We start from the raw sequence: 15469 nt of genomic DNA, 5'->3' as shown, positions 1-15469 counted from the left end.
AGGAACACCCCCCTCGTCCCCGACCGCAAGCGATCGGAGACGAGGGATCGGATCATCTCCACTGCTCTGGCCGCGCCATGTCACCTGAGGATCACCACCCGGCCCGAGTCGCTGAAATGCCCTGCCTGGAGCCGGTAGAAGTAGATCCCAGAAGCGAGGGAACCGGTCGAACTGTTGACGCGGCCATTCCACGGTACCACATGGGTGCCGACCGGCATTTCCGCACTGACCAGGGTCGCGACCCTGCGGCCGGCCATGTCGTACACGGAGAGGTCCACCTTGCTGGCCCAGGGCAGATCGAAGGAGAAGGTGACACTGCCGTTGGTGGGGTTCGGCCAGGCCGGATACAAGGCAAAACGCGTGGGTCGCACCAGCCCATCGTCCACTTCGGTCATTTCCGAGGCCACCACAGCCGCCTCGCCTACGTTGCCGGAGAAATCGGTGGCCGTCAGCAGGTAGAAGGGATGGGACACACCCGACAAGTCCAGGTATAGCGAAACGGTCGTACCCAGCAGGACAGCGGTGTCGTCCAGCACGTCGCTCTCCGAACCATAGGCGGTGAAGTAGTCGAAGTCCGGGTCCGGAACCTCATCCCATGCGAGCAGGTCCGGGGTCTCGAGACGCAGGTTGCCGGGCACGCTCGGGGCCAGGTTATCCACCGAGTAGCCGCTCGCCGGCGCCGAGTCGAAGAAGATGGTCGGCGCGGCGGTCTCGGCGCTGACGAAGAAGGTGGAATAGTGCATGCCGTCGGCCACGGTCGAGTCGGCCAGCGTCTCGCACAGAACGTTGTATTGGACTTCGCCGCGAGCGGGCACCGTGGTCAGGTAGTCCCATTCACCGGGCGGGAACCTGTTCATACGGGCGGCCCGGTCGGCCGGAGGCAGCAGGGCCTTGCGCTCCGGATCGTCGATGAGCCGCCACATGCTGTAGCCGGTGATGGGGTAGATCGCTTCCGGGACGTCCTGTTCCGAACCGTTCCAGCTCACGCGCACCCGGCGGCCCTGGTCGTTGGGAACGTCGGTCACCGCGGTGATCGATCCCCGGTAGTCGCAGCCCTCGTCCAGGGCGCCGATCAGCCCGCAGGTGGGGTTGTCCGGCGATCCGGCCAGGCAGGGAGAGGTCGCCTCGGGAGCGTAGTCGCCGCCGGCCCGATCGCAGAACTTGGGGAACAGGGACATGTTGCCGGGAGCGTCAGCCTGGTCGGCGATCTCGTCGATCCAGTCGCCGGTGTCGTTGCCGAACACGTTGCAGCACTGGAGCGTGAAGGTAGGATAGATCCCGTTGATGTAGAACCAGTCGACGTCATGGTTGTAGGCCACGAGGCTATTTTCAAAAACGACCGGGTTGGTTCCGCTACCCGTCAGGTACAACACGCTGCCCAAGTAGGCGGCGGAGTTGTCGGCGAAAGTGCAGTTGCTGAAGACCGGGGCGAAGCCGTTTATCGATACGGCACACCATACGGCACCGCCATAGTAGGCCTGGTTATCCACGAAGGTGCAATTGGTCAGCTGGGGATTTCCCTGCAAGGTGAGGAAGTGCGCTGCTCCACCCTGGGAATCCGTGCCCGAGGGATCGTCCGATCCGTTGTCGATGAACTGGCAATCGCTCACGACGATACTGCCATTGTAGACTGAAATTCCCGCCCCTCTGCCGTAGTAGCCGGGGATCCGATTGTGACTGAATTCGCAGTTCGTGACGACAGGCTCACCGGACTCGGCATAGACAGCGCCGTACTCACTGTGATTGTAGGAGAAGATGCAGCCGTCGATGGTCGGGCTGCTTCCGATGACCGAAACCGCGCCGCCCAGATGGTTCCAGCCCCCCACGATCTTGATTCCCTGGAGAACCGAGTCGCTGCCCTCGCCCTGGAAGAATCCAAATCCAAAGTGCGGGTTACCTTCGGAACCATAGCAGTTGATGATGCAGGTCCTGGGATCACCTCCGGCCGACCGAACCGTGATGGCCTTGCCGAGGAAGTCGACGTCCCGGTACCCCGCTCCGTAATAGGTTCCGTCCAGGAGTTCGATGGTGTCCCAGCCGCTGACGGCCTGGTTGATCGCCTCCTGGATGCTGGGATAGTCCCCCAGCCCCTCGGGAGCCAGGGTGATGACCCGCGGAACCGCCACGGCCCAGGCGCCGATCTGACCGCAGGCCGGATTGTTCTCCACAGCGCAGGGCGAGCCAGCTTGCAGGCGTAGATCACCTCCCGCCGGATTGAACAGCAGGGGATCGGCATGGAGGTTGTCGTTCAGGTTTTCCTGGCCGGTCAGGATGTCCACCCAGTCGCCGGCGGTATTGTTCCAGACGGCACAGCAACTCAACTGGGCCTGGCCGTTGCTGGAACCGCGCACCGCGCGGTTGTTGTTCGAGGCCAGGATGCTCGTCTCCATGGTCAGGACACTGTTGGCGCCGACAAGGATGGCGCCGCCGCTGGATCCGTAGGCGTCGTTGCCGTAGAACGTGCTGCCACGGACCACCGGTGTCGAACTCAGGCTGGAGAACAGGGCGCTGCCCTGGTCGGCCGAGTTCCCGTAGAAGGTGCAGTCCTCGATGGTCGGGGAGCTCCCTTCCACGGCATAGATGGCGCCGCCCTCGCCATAGTAGTCGGCGGTGTTGTTGCGGAAGATGCAGTCCCGGATCACGGGTGAGCACGCCTCGGGCGCGTAGATGGCGCCGCCGCGGATATAGGCGTAGTTGTCCGCGAAGATGCAGTTCTCAATGGTGGGCGAGGCCGTTTCCAGGCGGATGGCGCCGCCGTTGGGATCGCTGTAGCCGTTGGCGATGGTGATCCCGCGCAGCAAGGCGGCGGGGCCCTGGTCCAGGTAGGTCAAACCGAAGTGGGACGTGCCGGGCGAACCCTGACAGTCGATCACGCACAGCGTCGGATCATCGCTCAGGGAGACGAGCGCGAACGTCTTCTGGTCCGTGTCCAGGTCACAGTTTTGCGGGCCCCGGTAGATACCGTTACCGAGCTGGATGACGTCGCCGTCGCTCGCGGCATTGATGGCGGACTGGATGGTGGTATAGTCGCCGCTGCCGTCCAATTGAACCGTGTAGGTAACGGCTTGAACCGAGCAGGCCACGGCCAGGACGGCCAGGACAATCACGAATGAGCGCATGGGAGTACACCTTTCGCAGGGCGATCACCACAATTGACGTGTTGACAAGTTCATTTACGCCGGGTCCATGACAGCTCAGGTCGTCGAACCAGGGCCATACATCGATCCACTACTCAGAAAATCTGCCTTGCCAACGCGATATGAATGCAGCCCCCTGCGTCCACTCTCGAGAATGACTATACCATATCGTCTTCCTTGGTGTTTATTTATTTGACGATTCGAAACCTTTGTCGATGCTTACCCATTCAAAAGCCCAATCCGTGAGACTTCTTGCAGTATAGGGGTCTAGCCCCCCCACAAATTCCGTCCGTGTTGTCGAATAAGCACTTAGCAAGTTGCGCAATTCTGGCAAGATTTCTCATTCTTATCCCTCAATGCGATATGGGGAGTAAGTATCAACACCCATGGAACCAAAGGACTTGCTGGCATGCTGGTTGGCTCGATCACGCAAGGCCTTGGATATCAGCGGAGGAGTAAATAGAAGTCGCAGGCTTAAAAGATAGGGCCTGGGCGCTGGCCCAGGCCCGGGGCCCTATCTCCTTGGTACAACCATCATTTCAAGATGGTCAACTTCCGAGCCCGGCTCTCCCCCCCCGCAGTGAACCGATAGAAGTAGGTCCCCGAAGCCACCGCCTGCCCGAGATCGTCCCGCCCGTCCCAGACCTGCTCGTGGCTCCCGGCCGGCAAGCGAGTCGATGCCAGCAGGTTCCTAACCAGCCGCCCGTGCAGATCATACACGGCGAGGGACACGTCGGTGGCCCGAGGCAGACCGAAGGAAATGGTGGTGTGAGGATTGAAGGGATTCGGATACGCCGTCACGGCGACCTGCCCGGCCTCAGGTCCCTGGTCCACCGCCGTGATCCCGTCGTTGACGGGGTCCCAGTTGACCGGGGAACCTGGTTCGAAGTCATCGAAGGTGACGAGCTCCCCATCGATATAGACGGACAGATCGTCGAGCTGGCAGGCACCATGGCTGGGGTTGAGGCAGTCCTCATCGTCCCAGCCGTCATCGGAGGTCCAGACGCGCCAGACCCATCTCACCTCGTCGCTCCCGGGGCCAGAGAACTCCTCAGGGGAAAGGACCGTGGTGTAATCGAGGGTGACGGTGCCGTCTGAGCTCCCGGTCCAGGATTCCAGGATGTCCAGTTCGTCGCCCCGCTGGATGGACAGCTCGAGGAAGTCCCAACCAGCGTCGGGAAGATCGTAAATCATCAGTCCGGTCAGTCGGAGCGTCGCGGGCCGGCGGGGGTTGGTGACACTGGACCGCCATTCCACATCATCGAGCCAGCTGGGGCCCACGCCGCCCATCGTGTCCGGGGGATCGCAGGCAGGGATCGTTTCGTCGCCGCAGTAGAGGGCGTGGTTGCCTGTCCCGTGGCCCGCGATGTATTCGGCCCAGTAGGTCGATACGTGCCAGTGGTTGTCCCTGCTGGCGACGGGAAGACCATCGCTGGCCTGGGCGGACTGGGCGACAATCAGGATCAGAGCGGTGACGAGAATGCCCGGATGTCTCATGACGCCTCCCGTCGGTGAGTTGGGTCACGGCAAATCATTCATTCTACGACAAAAGAAGTCGTTTTTACAACCCGGGGAGTCGTCGTGCCAGGGACGAACCGGTGCCGTCGCTGCTGAACAGCTCATACTTCCGCTACGAAGAGGTCGGTATTCCGCGGTGCGGAATCGCCGCTATTCGGCCTTCAGCGAAGCCATGTCGATGGAGAAGCGGTACTTCACGTCCGACTTCAGCATCCGCTCGTACGCCTCGTTGATCTGCTGGATGGGGATCACTTCCACGTCGGCGGTGATGCCGTGCTCGCCGCAGAAGTCGAGCATCTCCTGGGTCTCCGCGATCCCGCCGATCAAGGAGCCGGACAGGCTGCGGCGGCCGAACAGCAGGGCGAACGCCGACACCGGCAACGGCTCGCTCGGCGCGCCCACCAGGGTCAGGTTGCCGTCCAGGGTCAGCAGGTTGAGGTAGGCGTTGATGTCGTGCTGCGCGGACACGGTGTCGAGGATGAAGTCGAAGGTGCCCGCGTGGGCGGCCATGGCGTCGGCATCGCGGGAGTCGACCACCTCGTGGGCCCCCAGCCGCAGCGCATCCTCGGCCTTGGCCGGCGAGGTCGTGAACACCACGACGTGGGCGCCGAACGCGTTCGCGAACTTCACCCCCATGTGGCCCAGTCCGCCGAGGCCGACCACGCCGACCTTCTGGCCCTCACGGACCTTCCAGTGGCGCATGGGCGAGTAGGTGGTGATCCCCGCGCACAGCAGCGGCGCCACTCCGGCCAGGTCCAGGTTATCGGGCACCCGCAGGACGAAGCGCTCGTCGACGACGATGCTCTCGGAGTAGCCCCCGTAGGTGACCCCGCCGAGGTGCTTGTCCGGCGCGTTGTAGGTGAACACGCCGCCGGGGCAGAACTGCTCCTTGTCCGCCTGGCAGGCCGGGCAGGTGTGGTCCGAGTCCACGAGGCAGCCGACGCCCACCATGTCGCCGGGCTGGTACCTGGTGACCGCCGACCCCACCGCCGTCACCTTGCCCACGATCTCGTGACCCGGCACTACCGGATAGACCGTCGGCATGAAGCTGGCCCAGTCGTTCCGCACCGTGTGCAGGTCGGAATGGCAGACGCCGCAGAAGAGGATCTCGATCTGCACGTCGGTGTCGGTGGCCGCGCGGCGCTTGATGGAGTCGGACTCCAGCGGGGACGTGGCGCTGGCGGCGGAATAGGCCCTGGCTTGGTACATGGTCGGCTCTCCTGTCGGTCGCGAATCGGGAGCGGTCAACCGGCTCGAGGAACCGGCAGGGATTGCTTGAGCCGAACAATAAAGAGCAATATGGTCGGTATTGCTACGTTGGGACCGGCGACGGAGGGGATCACGACACGCCCTGCAACCGGCAACCAGCGCAGGCAACGATCTTGACGGGCAGCTCCGTTGACGGGACACTCACCTCAACCCGAACAAGGAGCTGCCGCATGAATCGAGTCTGCCTGATCCCGATCCTGGTACTGATCGCCATGTCATCGACCGGTTCGGCAGCGGCCGCGGCCGAGCCCACCCGGGTTCTCAACGGCCACGAATTCATGCCCTCCGAGGTGATCCCTTCGCCCTTCGCCGTCAGCCGTTTCGCGACACTCACCGGCGGCGGCCTGGCCTTCAACGTGAAGACGCCGTTCCTCGACCTCGAGGGCGAGACCATCGGCACCCTGGAGGGCGATGTCGCGTTCATGGCCCTGGGCTTCGAGTACCAGCAGCGCTTCGGCAACTGGTTCGCCGCACGCGTCATATTCGGCGGGGGTGCCCGCATCGGCATCGACGAGCAATCGGTCCTGGCCCAGGGTGTCAACGGGACCTACGCGCTGTCGTTCGGCGGCATCGGCAGGATCCTGCAGACCGAGAAGGTCATCCTCTCGGGCTCCCTGGATTTCAAGCGGACCAACGTGGTGGGGCTCGACCCGTATGGATTCGCCCGCCGCATCGTCGAGGGCGGCTTGCAAGAGGACAACAACCTGGTGAATTCGGAAGGCCTGAACAGTAGCAGTGTGGGCGTGCTGGCCGGCTGGGCCCCCCGCAGCTGGCTCGGCATCAACGGCTACGTCGACCTCGGTCGCGGCAAGTTCGCCGAGGGCGAGACCAAGAACCAGGTGGGCGGCGGCCTCGCCATCGGCGGCGACCTCAAGAATCTGGATCTGATTCCCCTCGGCCTCCAGCTGCTGCTGCGCACATCCGCCGTGAACAGTGGCGGCGCCGACCTCGCCGATCGGTCGTGGACCTACGGATTCGGGGTGTTCTATACCGGCTGGGAGAATTTCTCCATCAGCGTCGAGACCACCATGAACACCTACGATCGCCGGACCGCCGGCGACGACTTCGAATCCTTCGTCGGCACGATCAACCTGTGCTACTGGCCCTGATCCTCGATCGCGGCCCCTGAGTTCCGGCGCCGCTTCGCGTGCCCGGGGTCAGTCCTCTTCGGCGAACTCGGCGTACCAGTTCTGGACGATGGTGATGGTCAAGTGCTCCTGGTCGTCCCTGTCCTGGTTCCGGAACATCAGGAAGCGTTCGCCGTCGGCCGTGACGGCATAGCCGTCGGCCCAGACGGGCGACCAGTTGGTGGTCGGCCGGTCGAAGAGCTTGCGCGGACGCCCCAGCGACAGCCCCTGACGATCGTCCACCGATACCGCGTAGATGGCGTCGTGGGTGGTGTAGAAGATCTCCCGCCCGTCGCCGCGCCAGCGAGACCAGGAGCCGCCGCCGCGGCTCACCTGCCAGCGAGCCGAGAGGTCGGGATAGGTGGTCAGGTAGACCTCGTCGCGGCCGGATTCGTCCGAGGTGTAGCTGAGATACTTGCCGCCGGGCGAAGGCGCCGGCGCCCACTCGATGGCCGGGGTGGACACGAGTTCGCGGCCGTCGGCCATGTTCTCATCGATGCCGCAGACGTAGAGATCGAAATCGAAGCCCTTGGCCAGCTGGGGTTTGCTGTAGAAGATCTCGCTGCCGTCGCCCGAGACCGTGGCCATGATGCCCGGCCCCAGCGATCGGGGCGGCGAGGAACCGTCGAGCGAGAACAGCACGGTCTCGTAGTCGGGCTCGAGGTAGGCGAGGAACCGGTCCCCGTCCGGATGCCAGAACGCCATGCCCCACGCCTTGCCCTCGAAGGTCAGCTGGCGCTCCGTGGCGGTGGGCATCTCATGCAGCCAGATCTCGCGGCCGGCGTCGGCGTCGGCCGCCACCAGGAACTCGGTGCCGCTGGGCGAGAGCTCAGGGAACGGCCGGCTGGTCCGCAACTCCGCCGCCGTCTCGAGCACCTGGCCCTGCCGGTCGACCCACACCGCCTCCACGATCCGTTCCTGGAAGCCCGCGGTGTAGGCCAGCGTGCCGTCCGCGGCGACCGAGGGATTCGACCCGCCGGCCGCCACCAGGAACGGCTCCCCGGTGGCCGACAGATCGTCGAGGGAGAACGGCACGGCCCAGATCCCCTCCGCCACGCCCGAACGGTGGAAGACGAGGTGTCCGGACGGCGACCAGACCGGATCGCTGAAGTTGTCGCTGTCGATGGTCAACACGTCCTTGCGGCCGCCGTCGGGGGTCAACACGCTGAGCGTGCCGTAGCTGCGCTCGGTGTGCACCACCAGCAACCAGCCCCGTCCCTCGGGCAGCCGGTTGATCTGGTGGAAATCGACCTCGCCGGCCTGTGTGGGGTGATGCATGGTCACGCTGCCGCCACGGTCGGAGATCCGCAACACGCCGGTGCTGCCGGTGGTGTAGAAGATGCTGCCGTCGGCATTCCAGGTGCCGCTGCCGCCGGAACCGATGTTCTCCGCACCCGACACGTTGGTCAGGATCGTGGGTTGGCCGCCGTTGCGGGCGACCTTCATCATGGTGTTGGCGGTGCCGTAGCCGATCCAGGCCGCGTCCGGCGACCAGAACGGCTCGCGCGCGCCCTCGGTGCCCGGGATCGGTCGCGGATCCAGCGTGGCCAGGTCGCGGACCCAGAGCTGGTCGTGGCTACGGTAGACCAGATGGCGGCCGTCGGGCGAGATCTCGGGGCTGAAGGCCGAGTTGATGGCCGGATCGTCGCGATCCATGACGATCTCGGACTTGCGCAGGGGCAGGATCGTCTCGTCGCCGGGCCGCAGGTAGGCGGCCACGGCGGCGGCCGCGGCCAGCAGCGCCACCAGCACGGCGGCGCGCGCCGGCCAGGGATTGCGCGCCCGTCCACCGGCCGGCTGGTCGACCGCGTCCTGGTCGACGCCGTCGATCACGTCCTGCAACACGAGGCGCGCGTCGCCGATGTCGCGCAGCCGCTGGCGGGGATCGCGCTGGAGGCAACGCCGCAGCAACCGGGTCACGGCCGGCGGCAGGTCCCGGGGCAGGGCGGCGAGGTCGATGTCCGACTTGAGCACCGACGCCAGGGTGTCGCTCACGGTCTCGCCCGCGAACAGCTTGCGGCCGCCCAGCAGCTCCACCAGCACCACGCCGAAGGCCCAGATGTCGGTGCGCTTGTCCACATCGGTGCCGCGGGCCTGCTCGGGGCTCATGTAGGCGGCCGTACCGAGTATGACGTTGCCCAGGGTCATGTTCGCCGTGAGGGTGGGCGACATCTCCGAGTCGTAGTCGCTGGACGTGGGGTCCGGCGCCAGGGCCTTGGCCAGGCCGAAATCCAGCACCTTCACCTTGCCCGCGGCGGTGAGCTTGATGTTGGCCGGCTTGAGGTCGCGATGGACGATGCCCTTCTCGTGGGCGGCCTCCATGGCCTCGGCTAGCTGCACGGCGATGTCGAGCACCTCGGCCACCGGCAGCGGGCCGTCCTTCAGGCGTTCGGCGAGGTCGGGACCGGGCACCAGTTCCATGGCCAGCGCGTGCTGATCGCCCTCCGATTCGAGGCCGTAGATGGACGCGATGCCCGGGTGGTTGAGCGCGGCGAGCACCTGCGCCTCGCGCTGGAAGCGGGCCAGGCGCTCGGGATTTGCGGCCAGCGCCTCGGGCAGCATCTTGAGGGCGATCTCGCGACCGAGCTTGCTGTCGGTGGCGCGGTAAACCTCGCCCATGCCACCCTTGCCGATCAGCTCGGTGATGTCGTAATGAGCCAGGCGCTTGCCGATCACGCGGTCCTCCTCGAACCAGAACAGACATAAAGGATGGACCTTATCGTATATCGCAAAGGCTCGATCAGCAATGGGCCGGGGGAAGAATCGGTTGGCAAAAAAGCCCGCAAAAAATGATACAATTCTTCCCTTCTTACCTCATTCAGGGCATTCAGGAGGTCCACGACATGAAGAAACTCATCGGAATGACCGCATTGTTGACCAGCCTGCTGATCCTGCTGCTGCCCCTGATGGCCAGTGCCGAGAGCGATTCCAGTCGCATCAACCGGGAACGCAAGGTGATCGGCCGCGCACTCGTCGAGGTTCAATCCGGGAACTGGCCGTCCATCCTGCCGTACTACGCCCCCGACATCGAGTACCACGATCCCATCGTCACCATCGAGGGGATCGAGACGATGGCGGAGTTCCTCGCCATGCTGTTCACCAGCTCTCCCGATCTCGTCACCACGGTCGAGGACGAGATCTGCATCAACGGCATGTACACGGCGGCCTGGAACATGGCCGGCTTTTTCAACGGCGTGCCTTATACCGCCAAGGGCATGTCGATCATGAAGTTCCGCCCCGGAGAGACGCAGGTCTACTACCAGAGGGACTACTACACCGAGGGCGACATCATGATCAACATCCCGGGCCTGGACGAGGCGGCCATGGCGTTCCGCACCTATTACCGGTGTTTCGTGGATCCCACGTTCGATTGCCCGCTGGGTAAGGCCGGAGGCGACGCCGGGCACGATGAGCTCGAGTCCGGTGCGGAGACCCCCAAGGCTCCCGATAACTTCGAACTGCAACAGAACGCCCCCAATCCCTTCAATCCATTCACGTCCATCTCGTTCGTGGTGCCCGACGGTGGCGCGCAGATCAAGCTGCAGATCTACGACGTCTCCGGCCGGCTGGTGAGGACCCTGGTCGATGGCTACGAGCCCGCGGGCAAGCGGACGGTGACCTGGAACGGCAAGAACGACCAGGGCCAGCCGGTGGCCAGCGGGATCTACTACTACCGGATGACGGCACCCGATTTCTCGCAGGAGAAGAGGATGGTGCTGCTCAAGTGATTTGGAGCGGTTAGTCGAGTGGCGACAAACCGGTTCCCGCGCCCCGGCCGCCTGCGGTCGGGGCGTTCTCTTTGCCCCCGATGATCGGAGGGAAGAGGCACGGTCGCCGCGACATCCACCCGACACTCCGACCCCGCCGGGAAACCCGCCTTGTAAGCAAGACCGGATAAGGCCAGTCGCAGCAAGTTGGACCGCCATCTATTGACACAATCCAAAATTAGATCTTGTATGTAACCATGCGCAACGATCCAGCCACTCTCCTACGCCAGCAAGGCCTGCAGGTCACGCCGCAGCGCCTGGCCGTCCTGCGGGTGGTGTCGAACCACCCCCACATCACCGCCGACCGCGTCGCGGAGATCGCCAGGACCGAGATCGGCGCCATCTCGCGCCAGTCCGTGTACAACGCCCTCGGCATCCTGGCCGACAAGGGCCTGCTCCGGCGCATCCAGCCCGTCGGATCCCCGGCGTTGTTCGAGGATCGGGTCGGCGACAACCACCACCACCTGATCTGTCGCGACTGTGGCCGGGTGGTGGATGTCGACTGCGCGGTCGGCTACGCACCCTGTCTGACGGCGACGGACGACATGGGCTACGAGATCGACGAGGCCGAGGTGGTCTACTGGGGACACTGTCCCGCGTGCCTCGGCGAGGCCGGATCACGGGACGCAACGAATCCAGACGACAAGGACCACGAGAATCCTGATGATTGACGGGGAGACCGAAGACCAGAGGAGGTCGCGAGACATGGAAAACCAGAGCAGATGTCCCTTCACGGGCAGTAGCCCGAAAGTCACGAACCGGGACTGGTGGCCCGACCAGCTCGACCTGAAGATCCTGCACCAGAACCCGCCGCCGGCCGATCCCATGGGTGAAGATTTCGATTACGCCGCGGAGTTCAAGACGCTCGACCTCGCGGCCGTCAAGAAGGACATCTTCGAGCTGATGACCACGTCGCAGGACTGGTGGCCGGCCGACTACGGGCATTACGGCGGACTCTTCATCCGGATGGCGTGGCACAGCGCGGGCACCTACCGCATCCAGGACGGCCGTGGCGGCGCCTCCGCCGGCACGCTTCGCTTCGCGCCGCTCAACAGCTGGCCCGACAACGCCAACCTCGACAAGGCGCGCCGCCTGCTCTGGCCGATCAAGAAGAAGTACGGCCGCAAGATCTCCTGGGCCGACCTGATGGTCCTCACCGGCAACTGCGCGCTGGAGTCGATGGGGTTCAAGACCTTCGGCTTCGGCGGCGGCCGCGAGGACGTCTGGGAGCCCGAGGGCGACACCAACTGGGGACCCGAGACCGAATGGCTGGGCGACAAGCGCTACAGTGGCGACCGGGAGCTCGCCGATCCGCTCGCCGCCGTTCAGATGGGTCTGATCTACGTGAACCCCGAGGGACCGAACGGCAATCCGGACCCGGTCGCCTCGGCCAAGGACGTCCGCGAGACGTTCGCGCGCATGGCGATGAACGACGAGGAGACCGTGGCGCTCGTCGCCGGCGGCCACACGTTCGGCAAGTGCCATGGCGCGGCCGATCCACAGAAGTATGTCGGACGCGAGCCCGAGGCCGCGGGCCTGGCGGAGCAAGGCCTGGGCTGGAAGAACACCTACGGCAGCGGCAACGCCGGCGACACGATCACCAGCGGGATCGAGGGCGCCTGGACCACCAACCCGGTGCAGTGGGACGACAACTACTTCGAGAACCTGTTCGGCTACGAATGGGAACTGGTGAAGAGTCCGGCCGGCGCGCACCAGTGGGTCGCCAAGGGTGGCGAGGGCACCGTGCCCGACGCCCACGACCCTTCCAAGAAGCACGCCCCGATGATGACCACGGCCGACCTCGCCCTGAAGTTCGACCCCGCCTACGAGAAGATCTCGCGGCGGTTCTACGAGAACCCGGACGAGTTCGCCGACGCCTTCGCCCGCGCCTGGTTCAAGCTGACGCACCGCGACATGGGTCCGGTCTCCCGGTACCTCGGTCCGGAAGTCCCGCAGGAACAGCTCCTGTGGCAGGACCCCGTCCCCGCGGTCGATCACGAGCTGGTCGACGCGAAGGACACGGCCGCGCTCAAGGCCGAGATCATGGCGTCCGGTCTGTCCGTTTCCGAGCTGGTGGCGACGGCCTGGGCGTCGGCGTCGACGTTCCGCAACAGCGACAAGCGCGGTGGCGCCAACGGGGCGCGCCTGCGCCTCGAGCCGCAGAAGAACTGGGCCGTGAACCAGCCGGATCAGCTGGACAAGGTCCTGAGCGCCCTGACGAAGATCCAGCAGGACTTCAACGGCGCGAAGTCCGGCGGCAAGAAGATCTCGCTCGCCGACCTGATCGTGCTGGCTGGATGCGCCGCCGTGGAACAGGCCGCGAAGAAGGCCGGCGTCGACGTGACGGTCCCCTTCGCGCCTGGACGCACCGACGCGTCGCAGCAGCAGACCGACGTGGACGCCTTCGCGGTTCTCGAACCCACCGCCGACGGCTTCCGCAACTACCTGCGGGACGAGCACACCACGCCGGCCGAGGAGCTGCTCCTCGACCGGGCGCAGCTACTCTCGTTGAGCGCGCCCGAGATGGCCGTGCTCGTGGGCGGCCTGCGCGCCCTGAACGCGAACTTCGAGCAGTCCGCGCTCGGCGTTTTCACCGAACGGCCCGGAACGTTGAGCAACGACTTCTTCGTGAACCTGCTCGACATGGGTACGGAATGGAAGCCGACGTCGAAGGCCGAGAAGACCTTCGAGGGTCACGACCGCGCGACGGGTACGGTCCGGTGGACCGGCAGTCGCGTCGATCTCGTGTTCGGCTCGAACTCCCAGTTGCGGGCCATCACCGAGGTCTACGCGAGCGACGACGCGCAGGAGAAGTTCGTGCGCGACTTCGTGGCGGCGTGGGACAAGGTGATGAATCTCGATCGCTTCGACCTCGCCTGAGGACCGGGGAGGGATCTCGGACCTCTGGCACGGTGAACCGCGACGCCCAGGCCGATCGGCCTGGGCGTCCTCCTCATGAAGGAGCCCGCGACCATGTACTGGCCTGCGTGCGCGAGGGGACTCCAGACGGGGTCCCCGCGAATTTGATGACCTCTTTAATTCAGTTTCTGGTCTAATGACGGCCTGCTCGAACGATCACCTCGCCGGCGAGCGGGAGGGGATGGCCGGCGGTTAACGAGGACGGGTGCGAGATGTCGGCAGATCGCCCTTCCCCCAGGTGGCCGCTACGGGTCACCCTGTCGGTCCTCCTGGTCATCGAGGTCCTGTTCATCATCAAGATCATCGGCGAAGGAATTTCAGGGGGGAGCGCCGTGTTGCTCGTGGCATCCCTCGGCATCGTGCTGTCCTGCGTGCTGGCCTGGCGGGGAACATCCTGGGCCTGCTGGTCCATCGTCGCCTTCATCGTGTTACGCCTCGCACACATCGGGGTGAGCATGGCCGCGCACTTCTCACCAGATGACCATCGTCTTCCGGGCACGCTGATCCTGGTCGCGTTCTACGTGGCGGCCGGGGCCGTGGTCGCCTCACCGCTCGGCAGGCCGGCGGCGGGTGCCGCCAGGTAACGAGCTGCCGGCCGGCCCTTGGCCCGGCGCGTCGATGGCCTCCTCGGCTCGGGCTTCCACACGACGACCTGGCACGGTCGCGACGATGCCCGACACGAGGAGTCACGCGGCGAATGCTAGCGCCCCGCCAGGGGTACATCCCTCGTTGTCGATCTCTCTACAAGGAGGCGGTCATGGGCACCAGCATCATCGTCATTCTCCTGGTCCCGTTGCTCTTCCAGGTGTTCATCCTGCGCCATGAACAGAAGAAGCGTCACCTGGAGGTCCAGGAGCGCCTGGCGCGGATCGAGGCGAAGCTGGGCTCGTAGGTCGAGCGCCTCCGCCCGAACCGCCACTTCGGCCGGGGGGAATCCCGGACCGGGTTTGGAACGCGGGCGCCGCTAGAACCGCCAGGTGGCCGACACCACGCCGAAGTGCAGCCAGGCGAAGTTGTAGACCTCCTCGACGTCGGCCCCACCCTCGACCATCCGGTAGCCCGCCGCGAGCGACCAGCGCGGCGACATCTCGCGCGAGAACTTCAAGGACACGTCCTCGGCCCGACCCGGGCCGCCGGCCAGCGCCTCGATGTCCAGCAGGAGGAACCAGCGCCCCGTGAAGCGCCAGTCGGTGCTCACGTGGAGCAGCGGCACGAAGCCGAGGTCGGTCTTCTTGCTGGTGGTCTCGCCCTGCTTCAACTCGATCTTCGCGTCGCGGATCTTGGCGGTGAACCCCAGGCGCCAGGTCCAGCGATCGCCGCCGCCGCCGAAGGTGTAGCGGTAGCCGAGCCGCCAGGAGTTGAACTTGTAGGTGGCCTCGGCGGGCGTCCCGGCGACGTAGTCGGCGCCTGCGAAGCGGATCGGTTCGGTGGGCGTCCCGGTCTCGCTGACCGTGAGCGGCGCGGCCAGGGCCCGCAGGCCATGCCGGTCGTTGATGTTCCAGGTGAGGTAGGCCCGTCCGGCGAACCAGGGTCCGCTGCCGGCGAGATCCTTGAGCGAGAAACGGGTGGCCGTCCCGTCGTTCGGGATCTCGACATCGTTGTAGCTCTGCCAGACCGGACCGGCCTCGAGCTCGAGGGCGAATTTCGCGGGCTGGGCAGTGGCGGAGAAGGCGATGAGCACCAGGACGAGGGCGATCCAGGAACGTGCCATTGGTATACCTCTGTCTCGGGT

The 15469-nt window shown here is 65.2% G+C and carries 11 protein-coding genes; 6 read left to right on the top strand and 5 right to left on the bottom strand.

Annotated features, from left to right (window positions below):
- Positions 1–80: 80 nt before the first annotated feature.
- The 3 genes from IFSED24_RS16655 to IFSED24_RS16645 form a co-directional block, all read right to left on the bottom strand.
- A complete protein-coding gene (locus IFSED24_RS16655; protein ID WP_491332610.1) occupies positions 81–3119 on the bottom strand; it encodes a right-handed parallel beta-helix repeat-containing protein in 3039 nt (1012 codons plus the stop codon).
- Between the two features lie 552 nt (positions 3120–3671).
- Positions 3672–4634 (bottom strand): FlgD immunoglobulin-like domain containing protein, encoded by a 963-nt coding sequence (locus IFSED24_RS16650; RefSeq protein WP_491332609.1) that lies wholly within the window; start codon positions 4632–4634, stop codon positions 3672–3674.
- Between the two features lie 171 nt (positions 4635–4805).
- Positions 4806–5864, bottom strand: a complete 1059-nt coding sequence (locus tag IFSED24_RS16645; protein WP_491332608.1) for an NAD(P)-dependent alcohol dehydrogenase — start codon at positions 5862–5864, stop codon at positions 4806–4808.
- Positions 5865–6094: 230 nt separating this feature from the next.
- Between IFSED24_RS16645 and IFSED24_RS16640 the strand changes: the two genes are divergently transcribed.
- Complete coding sequence (locus IFSED24_RS16640) at positions 6095–7033, top strand: hypothetical protein (protein ID WP_491332607.1); 939 nt, start codon at positions 6095–6097, stop codon at positions 7031–7033.
- 48 nt (positions 7034–7081) lie between these two features.
- Here IFSED24_RS16640 and IFSED24_RS16635 read toward each other — a convergent pair whose 3' ends face one another.
- Complete coding sequence (locus tag IFSED24_RS16635; RefSeq protein ID WP_491332606.1) at positions 7082–9727, bottom strand: protein kinase domain-containing protein; 2646 nt, start codon at positions 9725–9727, stop codon at positions 7082–7084.
- Positions 9728–9894: 167 nt separating this feature from the next.
- On the opposite strand from IFSED24_RS16635, the gene IFSED24_RS16630 reads away from it, so the two are divergent.
- The 5 genes from IFSED24_RS16630 (at position 9895) to IFSED24_RS16610 (ending at position 14629) form a co-directional block, all read left to right on the top strand.
- The gene (locus tag IFSED24_RS16630) at positions 9895–10779 is read left to right on the top strand and encodes a FlgD immunoglobulin-like domain containing protein (RefSeq protein WP_491332605.1); all 885 of its coding nucleotides are present in this window, start codon (positions 9895–9897) and stop codon (positions 10777–10779) included.
- A gap of 236 nt (positions 10780–11015) precedes the next feature.
- Positions 11016–11489: a Fur family transcriptional regulator gene (locus IFSED24_RS16625; protein WP_491332604.1), complete on the top strand. Its 474-nt coding sequence runs from the start codon at positions 11016–11018 to the stop codon at positions 11487–11489.
- Between the two features lie 34 nt (positions 11490–11523).
- A complete protein-coding gene (gene katG / locus IFSED24_RS16620) occupies positions 11524–13698 on the top strand; it encodes a catalase/peroxidase HPI (protein ID WP_491332603.1) in 2175 nt (724 codons plus the stop codon).
- Positions 13699–13949: 251 nt separating this feature from the next.
- Entirely contained in the window at positions 13950–14321 is a 372-nt protein-coding gene (locus IFSED24_RS16615; protein ID WP_491332602.1) for a hypothetical protein, read from the top strand.
- Positions 14322–14494: 173 nt separating this feature from the next.
- A complete protein-coding gene (locus tag IFSED24_RS16610) occupies positions 14495–14629 on the top strand; it encodes a hypothetical protein (RefSeq protein WP_491332601.1) in 135 nt (44 codons plus the stop codon).
- A gap of 72 nt (positions 14630–14701) precedes the next feature.
- Here the strand turns inward: IFSED24_RS16610 and IFSED24_RS16605 are convergent, their stop codons facing one another.
- A complete protein-coding gene (locus IFSED24_RS16605; RefSeq protein WP_491332600.1) occupies positions 14702–15448 on the bottom strand; it encodes a hypothetical protein in 747 nt (248 codons plus the stop codon).
- Positions 15449–15469: the final 21 nt, after the last annotated feature.

The sequence above is a fragment of the Candidatus Latescibacter sp. IFSED24 genome (genome assembly GCF_058273205.1).
The sequence above is the reverse complement of the archived record's forward strand: the minus strand, read 5'-3'. Positions and strand labels throughout refer to the sequence as shown.

Bases quoted from the DNA above. Each gene is read 5' to 3' on its own strand.
- IFSED24_RS16655 (WP_491332610.1), bottom strand. From the start codon at position 3,119: ATGCGCTCATTCGTGATTGTCCTGGCCGTCCTGGCCGTGGCCTGCTCG.
- IFSED24_RS16650 (WP_491332609.1), bottom strand. From the start codon at position 4,634: ATGAGACATCCGGGCATTCTCGTCACCGCTCTGATCCTGATTGTCGCC.
- IFSED24_RS16645 (WP_491332608.1), bottom strand. From the start codon at position 5,864: ATGTACCAAGCCAGGGCCTATTCCGCCGCCAGCGCCACGTCCCCGCTG.
- IFSED24_RS16640 (WP_491332607.1), top strand. From the start codon at position 6,095: ATGAATCGAGTCTGCCTGATCCCGATCCTGGTACTGATCGCCATGTCA.
- IFSED24_RS16630 (WP_491332605.1), top strand. From the start codon at position 9,895: ATGAAGAAACTCATCGGAATGACCGCATTGTTGACCAGCCTGCTGATC.
- IFSED24_RS16625 (WP_491332604.1), top strand. From the start codon at position 11,016: ATGCGCAACGATCCAGCCACTCTCCTACGCCAGCAAGGCCTGCAGGTC.
- katG (WP_491332603.1), top strand. From the start codon at position 11,524: ATGGAAAACCAGAGCAGATGTCCCTTCACGGGCAGTAGCCCGAAAGTC.
- IFSED24_RS16615 (WP_491332602.1), top strand. From the start codon at position 13,950: ATGTCGGCAGATCGCCCTTCCCCCAGGTGGCCGCTACGGGTCACCCTG.
- IFSED24_RS16610 (WP_491332601.1), top strand. From the start codon at position 14,495: ATGGGCACCAGCATCATCGTCATTCTCCTGGTCCCGTTGCTCTTCCAG.
- IFSED24_RS16605 (WP_491332600.1), bottom strand. From the start codon at position 15,448: ATGGCACGTTCCTGGATCGCCCTCGTCCTGGTGCTCATCGCCTTCTCC.